The sequence below is a fragment of the uncultured Draconibacterium sp. genome (assembly GCF_913063105.1).
Taxonomy (GTDB): Bacteria; Bacteroidota; Bacteroidia; order Bacteroidales; family Prolixibacteraceae; genus Draconibacterium.
In genome coordinates, this window is the sequence record NZ_CAJXYQ010000001.1 from 214,727 (window position 1) to 227,645 (window position 12,919).

A 12,919-nucleotide genomic window follows, 5' to 3' on the forward strand; every position below is an offset into this window, starting at 1 on the left:
ATGTTTTTTAAATTAAGTACACAGCATTTGTACCAATAAAAGTACAACAATTACAGTTTCAATCAAACACGATTCTTAGAAATAGATTTCTGCAATTATATTTTCGTAATTTACTCCTTTTTCAATAAGCAGGTCGCGCACTTCCACTACCATTAAGGCTTTCCCGCATATAAAATAATTTACATCGGGCAACTGGTTTATTTCTGTCAGGTATTTGCTTACCCGTCCCGGAAAAACATCACACGATTGTTCGCCCGAGCAGCACCGAACATAATTGTTGCCCATTGCCCAATCCAGTTCATCTTCAAAGTAAAACTGGTTAAGCTGCCGTACACCATGTATAAGTTTTTTCCCTTCGTTAAGTCCCGATCGGAACATGGAATAGAAGGGAGCAATACCCGTACCTGTTGCAATCCACCAGGCCGGTTCTTTGTGATCTAAAAAACTACCGTAAGGTTCCGAAACAAAAAGCTGATCGCCCGGAATCATTGCTGCCATTTTAGGGGTTAAAAAGCCATCGTCTTTTATATTAAATAGAATCCGCACCTCATCCTCCTGGTTGCCACTACAAATACTGTAAATACGAGGTGGGTGGTCGGTGTCAATCCCAATTTTTACCACCTGCCCGGGTAAGAATTCAAAATCCCGCCGAAAGGAAATGACATGCACTCCCGGCGATATTTCGACATTATTGGTAATTATTTGCCGTAGTAACGGAGGTTCTTTTTTTGTTGATCCTGACATGGCTCTTGTGAATAAAACTTCAGCAATTTAACAATGAATCACACTAATTGTTTCTGAAGGAAAAAGTAACAACCAGGCTTTCATCAGCATCAATAAGCAAATTCTTCACCCGGTAATATACGTTAAGTGTTGCAGCGTTGGCCACCTCGTCTGAATTTCCGCTAATGTTTAAGGCCGAAACGTGGTGTGCTTTTAAGGTAATAAGCTCCGGTGCGTCAAAACCAACGCCCGGTTGAACGAGTTCCAGCTCGTAATCCACATCCGAGTTATTGGTAATTTTTATCACTTTCGACTCTTTGTTTTTAAGCTTTAAGGGTGCTTCATTGTATTTTAATGAAGCAAAAAATAGTGGTTCAAGAAAGTCTGATTTTCCGGCCAAAGTATTGTCGTAGTACACCGCCGTGCGCCCGTCGAACAGTGCCTCTTTTATCCCCCCTATTGTTCGGCTTTTTGCAAACACCAGTGTTAAGGGGCGATGGCCATCATTCACATCCATAGGCCCATGCACATCAGAATTACCCAGCATTGTTAAATTCTTATCGTTGGCCCAACGCATTGCCTCCGGGCAAAATTCCCAATTGTACACTTCAATTCCATGTAACATATCATTTTTGAATAAGTCGGTGTGTTCATCCCACCACCGCACGGTATCAGGCTGTTGAGCGTCCCAACAAGGGTGATTCCACATTATAAACGCTCCCTGATCGCGTGCTTCTTTTATGGCTGCTGTAACATCCTCGAGTTCAAGCAAGTTCGCATTTTTTATAAACAGAACATTTAAATGTCCCGGAGGCATACTACGTGTAATTTCAGCACCTTTTATTAAAAGAATATCAGATTGTTTAGCCAATGGCTCGGCCAATTCAAACGACCGGTTATGATCGGCAACCACATCAATAGAATGCGGGCGATATTCGATATGATCGGTAATTGAAATGGCATCAAGTCCCTCATTCCAGGCTTCTTCAATGCGCACAGTTGGCCACACCGTTCCATCAGAAAATACCGTGTGCATATGAAAATCACACTTTAAGGTTTTGTAACTTTCAATATTGGGAATATGAATTATTCGACGCGGCTGAGCGTTAACTAACTCGCTAAATACCAACAATATAACAAGCAATAAACCAAATATTTTCATCATGGTAGAATTATTTAGAAATACAAAACCGTTTTTAAAGATCTTCGAAAATAACCAAGAATAAAATATTTTCATATTAATTTTTTATGAATTGTAAATGAATGGTTAAATTTAGGTGAATTATAGTCTTCTTTTTAATTATTTTAAAAAGACTCTTGTTTGATACATAAAATATTCTGATTTTTGCACACACAGTTATGGAAAAACTTTTTAAAACCACAGGAAATCAAAGCCAGGCAGTTGAGCTCAAAAAAATTGCCCAGAAGAAACAAATTCTTCGCTCAATCTATTTTAATGGCCCGCTTTCTAATTCGGATTTGGCCAAACAGATTAAATTAAGTACGCCAAAAATCAACAGCCTTTTACTGGAACTCATTGAAGACGAGCTGGTAAACGAATTGGGCCGTGGCGACTCGAGTGGCGGACGCCGTCCGAATATTTACGGACTGGTTGAAAATGGCTTTTATGTGGTTGGCATTACCATAAATGTAACCCGCACCATTATTTCAATTTTTAACAGCTGCAACAATGAAGTTAGCGGACCTCATTACTTTCCTATTAAAATGTCGTCGGACATTAACATTTTTATCCAGGTAAATGAAAAGCTGGAGGAGGTAATAAAAGCCAGCAAAATTGACCAGGATAAAGTGTTGGTTGCCGGAATAGAACTGCCAGGTTTAATCAATCAGAAAGAGGGAATAAACCAAACCTATTTCCCCAAAGAGAAAAACCTGTTTGATAGATTACAAAAAATATTTGGCATTCCGGTTTATATCAACCATGACGCGAAAGTACGCACCTTTGCCGAACAACACTTTGGCCTTGCAAAGGGCAAGAAAAACGTGTTGATGCTTCAGGCTGACTGGGGTTTAGGATTGGGAATAATTGTAAATGGGAAATTGTATACCGGCAAATCGGGTTATTCGGGCGAGTTTGGACATTTACCGCTTGCCGATAACGGTGTGCTTTGTGTGTGCGGCAAACAGGGATGTTTGGAAACTATTGTTTCGGCCAATGCAATTGCGCGCCAGGCACGCGAAGGAATTCTTCAAGGTAATTCTTCGCTGATAAAAGATCTGGTAAAAGAAGATTTAAGCAAAATAGATATTTCAACAGTTATACAAGCTGCCAACTCCGGCGACCAGTTTGCCATATCTTTATTTTCAGAAGTTGGCAAATGGCTGGGCAGAGGAATGGCCTACCTGATTCAGATTTTTAATCCTGAACTTATTATTATTGGAGGCCAGGTTGCTGTTGCCAGCCAATTTATTCTGGCTCCAATACAACAGGCTATCCATACCTTTAGCAACCGCGATATTAGTAACGAAACTGAAATTCAGTTTTCTGAACTTGGAACAAAAGCCGGTACCATCGGGGCTGCTGCGTATGCTTTGGAACGTATTTCAAAACAACGATAATAGCAGATCCGGAACTGAGATAAAAACAGAAAACAAGAAACATCATATCTCTGTAAGCAAAGGGTCTCGAAAAAATTTTAATCGCATGAAAATCAATTTTACAAAGGTTGAAGAGGCATTTTTTGCAGAAGCAAAGTCGCAAACAATTACAACCAAAGTTCCGTATATCACTACCGAAAGTTTTCCGAAACTGGGTTTGCTTTCGGCCTTAAGTTTTTTGGAGTGGGCAAGTAAAAACCCCAATGGTGTTGTTAGTTTACCAACGGGTAAAACAGCACAATACTTTCTGGATTTTACGCATCTTATACTTGAAAACTGGACCAACAAAAAAGGAAAAGACTTTTTAGAAAAATACGGATTGGCCGATGTAAAAAAACCCGACTTAAGCGAGTTGTCTTTTGTACAAATGGGCGAATTCTTTCCCATCGACCCAAAACAGCACAACAGCCTTCATAATTATGCGCAAAAACAATACATCGAGGCTTTTGGATTTAATAAAGAAAAGGCCCTGCTTATAAACTCTGAAGAAGTTGAGCTGGCGGAAGGAAAACATTTTTCAGAAATCTTTCCTGATTATAAAATCGATCTTTCGTTGCGTTATCGCGAAGCAAAAACACACCAGGAGCAATTGCAACAGGAATCGATTTTTAAAATTGATAACTGGTGTACAGCCTACGAAAATAAAATTCGCGAAAAAGGTGGAATTGGCTTTTTCCTTGGCGGGATTGGCCCCGATGGTTTAATCGCTTTCAACACCCGCGGTTCCGATCATTTTTCATCAACCCGTCTCACTCAAACCAATTTCGAAACGCAAGCTATAACTGCTGCCGATTTGGGAGGAATAGAGGTGTCGAAAAATCGTTTGGTTATTACTATCGGATTAGGCACCTTGTCGTTCAACCCGCAAAACAAGGCCATTATTTACGCCGCAGGTGAAGCCATTGCCGATACCATAAAGGCGTCGTTAGAAAGTGAACCTACTGTTACCTACCCCGCAACAGCACTTCAGAAGCTGGAAAATGCCCGCTTTTATCTTACTGAAGGAGCAGCTGTTTCGCTTGAAGACAGTATTGATTGTTACTACACCTGCACTCCGTGGAACCATCAGAAAACGGAACGGGCTGTTATCGAACTTTGCAAGAAGATAAATAAATTTGGTACAAAACTGGAGCTTGACGACCTAAAGGCAGACAAGTACTGCAGCATGATTCCCGACCTGAATGAAAATACAGTGCAATCGGTAATCGATTCAATTTTAGCCAAGCTGCACAAAGGGATGAAAAAAGAGGTTAACCAGGTGTATTACCATACCGGGCCCCACCACGATGATATTATGCTGGGGATTATGCCATCTACCAACCGTCAATCCCGCGATGCCAGCAACGAGCTTCATTTTTCGGTGCTTACCTCGGGCTTTACTGCGGTTACCAACAGCTTTTTGTACCAGTTACTGATTGATACAAAAGACCTGATAAACCAGGGAACAATTGAAATGATCAACTTCCCCGACTTTTTTAAAGACGGTTACAAATATAAATGGGACAAAGATATTTACCACTACCTTGATAACATTGCAGCGCAAGATGAAGAAGAGAAACGCCGTGGCGTTTGTCACAGGGTGGTTCGTGCTTTAGTTTCTATCTGGAATATTAAAGACGAAGAAGAATTAAGAGAAACTATTTTTGAAGTACTTACCATTTTACGCAAAAGTTACGATGGCGGGAAAAATCCGCCAAAAGTGCAAAAGCTAAAAGGTATGATCAGGGAGTTTGAAGAAGAGCTGGTATGGGCCCACTACGGTATTATGGTAAAAAATGTGCACCACCTGCGTTTAGGCTTTTACTCGGGCGAATCAAATTACGAAAAAGACATTCTTCCAATTCTTGAAGATTTCAGAAGATACAAACCAACAGTTATTAGCCTGGCCATGGACCCGCAGGGAAGCGGCCCCGACACACACTACAAAGTGTTGCAGGCCATTGCTCGGGCAGTTGAAGACTGGAGCAAAGAAGAAGACCTGAGCAAGCTGCGTATTGTTGGCTACCGGAATGTTTGGTTTAAATACAACCCCTGGGATGTTGAAGTAATTGTTCCCGTTTCGTTAAACTCGCTGGCTACACTCGACAAATCGTTTACCGAATGTTACATTACCCAGGTAAATGCCTCGTTTCCGAGCTACCAGCTCGATGGAAAATTCAGCGACCTCACACAGCGGGTATGGTTTGAACAACACAAGCAAATTCAGTTGCTGCTCGGAAAAAATTTCTTCTACCAAAACGATTCTCCGTTGCTTAGAGCTACACACGGCGTTATTTACCACCGCGAACTAAATGTTCAGCAGTTTCTGGAAGAAGCATCGAACCTGGGAAAAGCGATGGAAAACATACTGTAAACGAAAATTATAAATCAACTTTTGCTAATCGAAACAGCGACTAAGCGCAAAATAAAAGTCGTAATAAAAATACATTCACAATGAAATTAGTTATTCATAACAACTACAACGAATTAAGCCTTTGGGCCGCAAACCATATTGCCGAAAAAATTAATGATTTTAAAGCTACGGCCGAAAAACCTTTTGTTTTGGGACTGCCAACAGGCTCAACCCCACTGGGCACTTACAAAGTTTTAATTGATTTGTATAAACAAGAAAAAGTTTCATTCAAACATGTAGTTACTTTTAACATGGATGAATATGTTGGAATTGACGAAAATCATCCGGAAAGCTACCACAGTTTTATGTTTGAGAACTTTTTTAAACACATTGATATTCAGAAGGAGAACATCAACATTTTAGATGGCAATGCTACCGACCTTGGTGCGGAGTGTAAAGCCTACGAAAAGAAAATACAATCATACGGAGGTATTGAGTTATTTTTGGGAGGTATGGGAGCCGATGGCCATCTGGCTTTTAATATTCCCGGCTCATCAATTCAATCGCGCACACGCCTGGTAGATTTAAATTACGACACCATTGTGGCCAACTCGCGCTTTTTTGATAATGATTTAAACCAGGTGCCAAAACAAGCTTTAACTGTTGGCGTACAAACTGTTCTCGATGCTAAAGAAGTACTGATTTTGGTGAATGGCTACAAAAAAGCACGTGCCTTGCAAAATGTAGTAGAGAATGGGGTAAATCACATGTGGACTCTTTCTGCTTTGCAAATGCATCCGAACGGAATTATTGTTTGCGATGAAGAAGCAACCATGGAGTTAAAAGTAGGAACGGTTAAGTATTTTAAAGAATCAGTTTAAACCAACTAAAATATACAAAATAAAACTGCCCGCCTGGTGAACCAGAGCGGGCAGTTGTGCTAAATAATCCCGAATTGATTAGCGATTATTGCAGACCGAAAATACATTTTCTTTTGTTTTGAACCAAACCAGATAACAAGGAATACTGGAGTTTTTAAACATATTTTGCAAGTCCTTAATCGCTAATGTTTTTATTCTCTTTTTATTGCGTTTTTTTCATTTCTTTTACAATTACCTCGTTATGACAGGCAGGGCAAGTGTATATTTCGCAACCGGTGCAGGCAAAACAATTACTGCAGGTGCGCATAACATCAAGGTTTGAAAACCGGAAATTACAGTTCTTGCACGTATATAACTTTTCCTTTTTCTTACCAAGCATTAAATAAATGATTTTACCAACCGAAGTACTCCAAATATAAGTACCAGGGTAAAAATTATTGCAGCCCCCGATGGAATATTCAGAAAATACGAAATAAACAGTCCGGCTATCGTTCCTACAAAAGCAAAAACCGATGATAGCACCAGTAAACTTTTAAAATCTTTTGTAAACATATTTGCTGTAGCCTGAGGAATAGTAAGTAACGACAAAATAAGAATTATACCAACCACCCTGATATTGAGCACCACCGTTAAAGCAATGAGTACAATAATCAGGTAGTTAAACAAAGCTACCGGAAGTCCGGCTGCGCGTGCAAATTCCTCATCAAAAGCAATGTAAAGTATTTTTCGGAGGAAAACAGCAAAAAAGCTTACTATAACCACGTTGAGGGTAAACATCCACCAAAGCTCCGAAACCGTAACGGTAAGTATATTACCAAAAAGGTAGCTCATTAAATTTGGCGTATAGCCCGGAGTTAGAAAAACAAAAATAATACCGAGGGCCATTCCCAGCGACCACCAGATGGCAATAGAAGAATCTTCACGAATTTCGGCCACCCTGGTAAAAAACTGTATGCCCAGTGCCGATAAAACAGCAAACAAAACAGCACCTAACAAAGGATTGAAGCCCAGAAAAAAAGCAAGTCCTATTCCGCCAAACGATGCATGCGTTATTCCGCCACTAATAAATACAATGCGGCGAGAAACAATGTAAGCACCAATAATTCCGCACGAAATACTGGCAAAAACAGCAGCCCAAAAGGCTTTCTGAAAAAAATCGTAAGAAAACAATTCAATAATCGCGCTCATATTAATGGTGGTGCTTTAGTACAGTGTGAGGAACTTCGCCATGTGATATAATTTGTATCGGGCAGTTATAATTAGCCAACTGCTGTTGCGAAATTACATTGCTTGGGTGATAGTGAAGCAATTTATTAACGCAGGCAATTGTTTTTACATAACTGGTAATGGTACCTACATCGTGCGAAACCAAAACAATGGCAATTTCTTCATTCAGTTTACGAAGCTTTTCATACAATTCACCCTCAAATCGGTTATCAACAAAAGTATCGGGTTCGTCGAGAATAAGTAATTTAGGCTGACTTAACAATGCACGACACAGAAAAACCCGTTGCATTTGCCCGCCCGACAGCTCGCCAATAGCTTTATTTCGTATGCCTGTAATACCCATTTCCTCAAGCAATAATTCGGCCCGGTTTTTTACCTGGCTACCGGCTTTGTTCGGATTTTGCATGATTGCCCCCGACAAAACAACATCGAAAACCGTGATGGGAAACTTCCTGTCGATATGTTTTACCTGTGGCAAATACCCGATAGGTTTTTTGCGTCCTCCCATTTTTGGTGAAAATGTAATCTTCCCCGATTCCGGTTTTAACAAGCCGAGTATAGCTTTTAATAAAGTTGTTTTACCGCCTCCGTTTGGCCCTATTACCCCCAGAAAATCTTTCTCACGCACTTCCAGGTTTACCTTTTCCAACACCGGTACTTTATCGTAGGCAACCGTTAAGTTTTCTATTTTTATTAATGCATCCATTAAAAGTTGTCAATCAGAATTTGGGTCATTTTTTTCAGGTTTTCTTCCCAGGCCGGATCCAGTGGCCACACCTGAATGATTTCACCTCCTATTTCCTGGGCAAATACGCGCGCATGTTCCCGGTCAAATTCACTTTGAATGTATATAATTTTTATTCCTTCAGCCTTGGCCATGTCAACTACTTGTTTTAAATGCTGAGGCGTTGGCTCTTTCCCGCCCGATTCGAGCGAATACTGATTGAGCCCGTACTCCCGGGCATAGTACGATAAGCTGGGATGGAAAACTATAAATTTCTTGCCGGCATAGTCCTTCAGTTGATTTTTCAGTTCAACATGTAGCACATCGCATTCTTTTACAAAGCGCATGTAGTTTGCTTTGTACTCAGCAGTTTTTTCTGGTTTTAAAGCAGTAAGTTCATCAAGAATAACTTTTGCCATTTGTTTTACCAAAACCGGCGACAACCACACATGCGGATCAACACCATCGATATGAACATGATCGCCATGTTGATCGAATTTGTCAGCAATTAAATCCAGCCCCTCCGAAATATTTACCACTTTCATTTCGGCATTGGCCTGGGCGATTTTCTCTTTCCACGAGTGCTCAAACCCAATATATCCAATCCGAAACCAAATGGCCGAACGGCTAATATCTTTTAACTGCGATGGCAACAAAGTATAAGCTGCGGGGCTCGATCCGGGCGGAATCAATACATTTATTTCAAAATCATTTCCTGCAATTTTTTCTACAAATGTTTTTTGCGGTAAAATGCTAACCGTTATAACATCGGCTATCTTTTTGTTTTCTTTCTTACTATTCCCGCACGAAGCAAGCAGTGCAACAAGTGCGAATAAAACGAGCAATCTATTCATTTCAATTTTTTTAGTGTTCCCACTTAACAAAGTTCTACAAATTTAGTTTTATGTTTTTGAATAAACAGTACCGAATTTAATTAAAACTTTTTTGAATCGGGACTTTTGGGTGGCACCGGATCATAGCCATGCGTACCCCATGGATGACATTTTGATAAGCGATGCACTGTAAGTACAAAACCTTTAAACGGACCATGCAATTTTATTGCCTGAACGGCGTATTCAGAACACGTAGGCACATGCCGGCACGAAGCAGGTGTGAGTGGCGAAATGGCGTATTTATAAATATAAATTGGAAGTAAAAGTACCCACCCTAAAAATTTTAATATGGCTTTTCCTACTGTTTTCATTAATTACACTAACAAAGGTAAAATTAAAATTGAACGCTATTTCGAAAGCCAAAAAATGAGTTTCATCTTAAAAAACGTTAAAGCTTATCTGAAATAAAAATAAATACCCATAAACCTTTGCAAGCGTCTGTATCAATTGCATAATATTTTTAATTTTGCTTACACACAATAATAGAGTATTACAATCTTAATTAAATAAACATAAGATAATGAAGAAAGTTGCAATTGGAGTTGATATAGGCGGAACAAATACAGCCATTGGTGTTGTTGACGCTGAAGGAAATGTGATGGTAAAAGATAATATTTCAACACCATCGCATGGCGATATCGACCAGTACATTTCAGATTTGGCAGCAGCCATCAATGAATTAATTAAATCGGTAAAATTACTGAATGAAAATCTTGAGGTACTTGGTATTGGTATCGGAGCTCCAAACGGAAATTATTACAGCGGCACCATCGAATATGCTCCAAACCTTTCGTTTAAAGGCGTAGTTCGTTTAGTTGAATTGCTGCGTGCACATTTCCCATCGATGCAGGCGCTGGCATTAACAAACGATGCCAATGCTGCTGCTATTGGCGAAATGATTTATGGAGGTGCCAAAGGAATGAAAAACTTTGTGATGTATACCTTGGGAACCGGTGTTGGCAGCGGAATTGTTGTTAATGGCGACCTGGTGTACGGACATGATGGATTTGCCGGAGAATGTGGACACACCACCCTGATTCCTGGTGGACGTTTGTGTGGATGCACAGCATTGGGCCACCTGGAAGCTTACTGCTCGGCTCCCGGAATGAAACGAACTGCTTTTGAATTAATGGCGCATTACAATGCTACTGATAGTTTGCTTGCTGATAAATCGTTTAACGAGCTCGACTCGAAAATGATTTTTGATGCTGCAGAAAAAGGCGATAAAATTGCACTTGAGGTATTTGAAAAAACCGGAGAATGGCTCGGACAAGGTTTGGCCGACACCATACACCACCTGAGCCCCGAGGCTGTTTTTCTTTTTGGTGGACCTACAGCTGCCGGCGATTACATATTTAAGCCAACAAAAAAATATATGGAAAAACACCTGCTTCCGATTTTTAAGGACAAAATTAAAATCCTACCGTCGGAACTTAAACCAGGCGATGCAGCCATTGTGGGTGCAAGCGCTTTGGTTTGGAAAGAAATTGATAAATAATACTTACCAAAATATTTTAAAAATGAGGCTGTCTCTAAAGGGACGGTCTCTTTTTTTACTTTAAATCTCCATCCGGTATTGTATCTTTAAGCAATGATACGTTTTGCCAACTTCCTTTTTTTCATTTTCATTTGCGTCAATACCATGGCTCAGGAGAATGAACTATTCATTTCCGATAAAATAGCATTGCAGGAAAGCAGGAGTTTTCAACAAAAGTCGAATTTTGTTGAAAGCCAGAGCAACAGCCTAACAGACTTTATTTACCAGCGAATGGAGTGGCAGGTTGATCCGGCAATTCGCTTCATTTCCGGAAAAATAACCACACATTTTATAAGTAAAACCGATTCACTTCAACTGTTAGAATTCGACCTCAGCAGTGAACTCAGTACCGATTCTATTCTAATCCGGGGCAAACAATGGTCTTTTACACACGAAAACAACAAACTAAGCATAAATTTACCTGAGCCCGTTGCTACAAATCAAACCGATTCGGTAACTGTCTTTTATCACGGGGTACCTCCATCAACCGGTTTTATTTCGTTTGCAACAAGCACACATGGATCAGCCTTTACTCCGGTTTTATGGACACTTTCAGAACCATATGGAGCCATGGATTGGTGGCCGTGTAAACAATCGCTGGCCGATAAAATCGATTCGATTGATGTGCTGGTAACTTCGCCCAAACAATACTATGCCGCAAGCAACGGAATACTGGTCTCTGAGAAGGAAAACGAGACGAACCGCATTATGCACTGGAAACACCGTTTCCCGATTGCCACCTATCTGGTTGCTATTGCTGTAACCGATTACAAAAGGTACTCCGATTACCTGCTTTCTGCCACCGGCGACACAATAGAAATTCTAAACTACGTATATCCGGAGAATCTGGAAAAAGCAAAAACGGAAACACCGGTTACCGCCGATTTAATCCAACTGTTTGAAAATATAATTGGCCCCTACCCCTTTGCCAGCGAGAAATACGGCCATGCGCAGTTTGGCTGGGGCGGTGGAATGGAACACCAAACAATGAGTTTTATGGGCAAGTTTAGCTATGGTTTAATTGCCCACGAGCTGGCTCACCAATGGTTTGGAAACTTTATTACTTTGGGCTCGTGGCAAGACATTTGGCTGAACGAAGGTTTTGCCACCTACCTAACCGGACTGAGTTACGAAAATATTGAAACGGAATGGTGGCCGGTTTGGAAACAGGTATATTCAGATGAGATAAAGCAAGAGCCGGACGGTTCGGTTTTTGTTACCGATACCACTTCTGTATCGCGAATTTTTAGCAGCAGACTATCTTATGCTAAAGGAGCCTACTTGCTGCATATGTTGCGTTGGGTTATTGGCGACGCTGCCTTTTTTCAGGGGCTTAAAAATTATTTCTCCGATCCGGAAATTGCCAATGGTTTTGCCCGCTCGGCCGATGTAATAAAACATTTTGAACTGGAAGCCGACACCAGCCTGACTGAATTTTTTAACGATTGGCTTTATGGCGAAGGCTACCCACTGTACACTGCAAATTTCATTGCAATCGATCAGCAAAACACCCTCGTCACCCTTAGCCAGCAAACGACCCACGAATCCGTTGATTTTTTTGAGATGCCGGTGCCCGTGCGCTTTTATAATCACGACCAGAGCGATTCGTTGGATCTTGTGCTTCAGCACAGCGTCAATCAGCAAGAATTTATCATTGAAAGCCCTTTCACCGTGGCTTCAATGATTATCGATCCAGAGCTTTGGCTAATTTCCGAAACTGAACAAATCGTTGGCATTCCTTTCCAAAAAAATGCGTCAGGCTTTACCATCTACCCCAATCCTGTTGAAAGCAACATTTATTTATCAAAACCTCCCGCTATCAATATTCACGAAATTCGTATAACCACTGTAAATGGAGCTGTTATAAAAACCTTTCATGGAAACGCCTCAAAGTTGAATGTTGCCACTTTGCCCTCAGGAATTTACGTGCTTCAGGCTAAACACGCATCCGGAATATTTCACAGCACTTTTATAAAACAATAG

General features: G+C 40.6%; 11 protein-coding genes. 5 read left to right on the forward strand and 6 right to left on the reverse strand.

The features are described from left to right. Window positions 1–75: 75 nt before the first annotated feature. A complete protein-coding gene (locus tag QZ574_RS00725; protein ID WP_297085705.1) occupies window positions 76–744 on the reverse strand; it encodes an FAD-dependent oxidoreductase in 669 nt (222 codons plus the stop codon). A 43-nt stretch (window positions 745–787) separates the two neighbouring features. Beyond that, entirely contained in the window at window positions 788–1,888 is a 1,101-nt protein-coding gene (locus QZ574_RS00730) for an Sb-PDE family phosphodiesterase (RefSeq protein ID WP_297085708.1), read from the reverse strand. Between the two features lie 194 nt (window positions 1,889–2,082). Here QZ574_RS00730 and QZ574_RS00735 point away from each other — a divergent pair, with 194 nt between their 5' ends. From QZ574_RS00735 to nagB, 3 genes are all read left to right on the forward strand, one after another. Then, window positions 2,083–3,303 carry an ROK family protein gene (locus QZ574_RS00735; protein ID WP_297085710.1) on the forward strand — a complete coding sequence of 407 codons (1,221 nt, stop codon included), beginning with the start codon at window positions 2,083–2,085 and terminating at the stop codon, window positions 3,301–3,303. Window positions 3,304–3,388: 85 nt separating this feature from the next. Then, complete coding sequence (locus QZ574_RS00740; protein WP_297085712.1) at window positions 3,389–5,695, forward strand: glucosamine-6-phosphate isomerase; 2,307 nt, start codon at window positions 3,389–3,391, stop codon at window positions 5,693–5,695. A gap of 80 nt (window positions 5,696–5,775) precedes the next feature. Continuing rightward, window positions 5,776–6,555, forward strand: coding sequence for a glucosamine-6-phosphate deaminase (gene nagB, locus QZ574_RS00745; RefSeq protein ID WP_297085714.1), 780 nt, complete (start codon window positions 5,776–5,778; stop codon window positions 6,553–6,555). A 378-nt stretch (window positions 6,556–6,933) separates the two neighbouring features. On the opposite strand, the gene QZ574_RS00750 is transcribed toward nagB, so the two are convergent. The 4 genes from QZ574_RS00750 to yidD form a co-directional block, all read right to left on the reverse strand. Next, window positions 6,934–7,743, reverse strand: a complete 810-nt coding sequence (locus QZ574_RS00750; protein ID WP_297085716.1) for a metal ABC transporter permease — start codon at window positions 7,741–7,743, stop codon at window positions 6,934–6,936. Window position 7,744: 1 nt separating this feature from the next. Further along, on the reverse strand, window positions 7,745–8,488 hold the full coding sequence (locus tag QZ574_RS00755; protein WP_297085719.1) for a metal ABC transporter ATP-binding protein: 744 nt from the start codon (window positions 8,486–8,488) through the stop codon (window positions 7,745–7,747). Further along, on the reverse strand, window positions 8,488–9,360 hold the full coding sequence (locus QZ574_RS00760; RefSeq protein WP_297085721.1) for a zinc ABC transporter substrate-binding protein: 873 nt from the start codon (window positions 9,358–9,360) through the stop codon (window positions 8,488–8,490). The genes QZ574_RS00755 and QZ574_RS00760 overlap by 1 nt, the downstream gene beginning before the upstream one ends. An 80-nt stretch (window positions 9,361–9,440) precedes the next feature. Continuing rightward, window positions 9,441–9,710: a membrane protein insertion efficiency factor YidD gene (yidD, locus tag QZ574_RS00765; protein ID WP_297085723.1), complete on the reverse strand. Its 270-nt coding sequence runs from the start codon at window positions 9,708–9,710 to the stop codon at window positions 9,441–9,443. A 209-nt stretch (window positions 9,711–9,919) separates the two neighbouring features. Between yidD and QZ574_RS00770 the strand changes: the two genes are divergently transcribed. Both QZ574_RS00770 and QZ574_RS00775 read left to right on the forward strand, forming a co-directional pair. After that, on the forward strand, window positions 9,920–10,897 hold the full coding sequence (locus tag QZ574_RS00770) for an ROK family protein (protein WP_297085725.1): 978 nt from the start codon (window positions 9,920–9,922) through the stop codon (window positions 10,895–10,897). A gap of 144 nt (window positions 10,898–11,041) precedes the next feature. Next, window positions 11,042–12,919 (forward strand): M1 family aminopeptidase, encoded by a 1,878-nt coding sequence (locus QZ574_RS00775; protein WP_297085726.1) that lies wholly within the window; start codon window positions 11,042–11,044, stop codon window positions 12,917–12,919.

Bases quoted from the DNA above. Each gene is read 5' to 3' on its own strand.
- QZ574_RS00755 (WP_297085719.1), bottom strand. From the start codon at position 8,488: ATGGATGCATTAATAAAAATAGAAAACTTAACGGTTGCCTACGATAAA.
- QZ574_RS00760 (WP_297085721.1), bottom strand. From the start codon at position 9,360: ATGAATAGATTGCTCGTTTTATTCGCACTTGTTGCACTGCTTGCTTCG.
- QZ574_RS00775 (WP_297085726.1), top strand. From the start codon at position 11,042: ATGGCTCAGGAGAATGAACTATTCATTTCCGATAAAATAGCATTGCAG.
- nagB (WP_297085714.1), top strand. From the start codon at position 5,776: ATGAAATTAGTTATTCATAACAACTACAACGAATTAAGCCTTTGGGCC.
- QZ574_RS00750 (WP_297085716.1), bottom strand. From the start codon at position 7,743: ATGAGCGCGATTATTGAATTGTTTTCTTACGATTTTTTTCAGAAAGCC.
- QZ574_RS00725 (WP_297085705.1), bottom strand. From the start codon at position 744: ATGTCAGGATCAACAAAAAAAGAACCTCCGTTACTACGGCAAATAATT.
- QZ574_RS00730 (WP_297085708.1), bottom strand. From the start codon at position 1,888: ATGATGAAAATATTTGGTTTATTGCTTGTTATATTGTTGGTATTTAGC.
- QZ574_RS00735 (WP_297085710.1), top strand. From the start codon at position 2,083: ATGGAAAAACTTTTTAAAACCACAGGAAATCAAAGCCAGGCAGTTGAG.
- QZ574_RS00770 (WP_297085725.1), top strand. From the start codon at position 9,920: ATGAAGAAAGTTGCAATTGGAGTTGATATAGGCGGAACAAATACAGCC.
- yidD (WP_297085723.1), bottom strand. From the start codon at position 9,710: ATGAAAACAGTAGGAAAAGCCATATTAAAATTTTTAGGGTGGGTACTT.
- QZ574_RS00740 (WP_297085712.1), top strand. From the start codon at position 3,389: ATGAAAATCAATTTTACAAAGGTTGAAGAGGCATTTTTTGCAGAAGCA.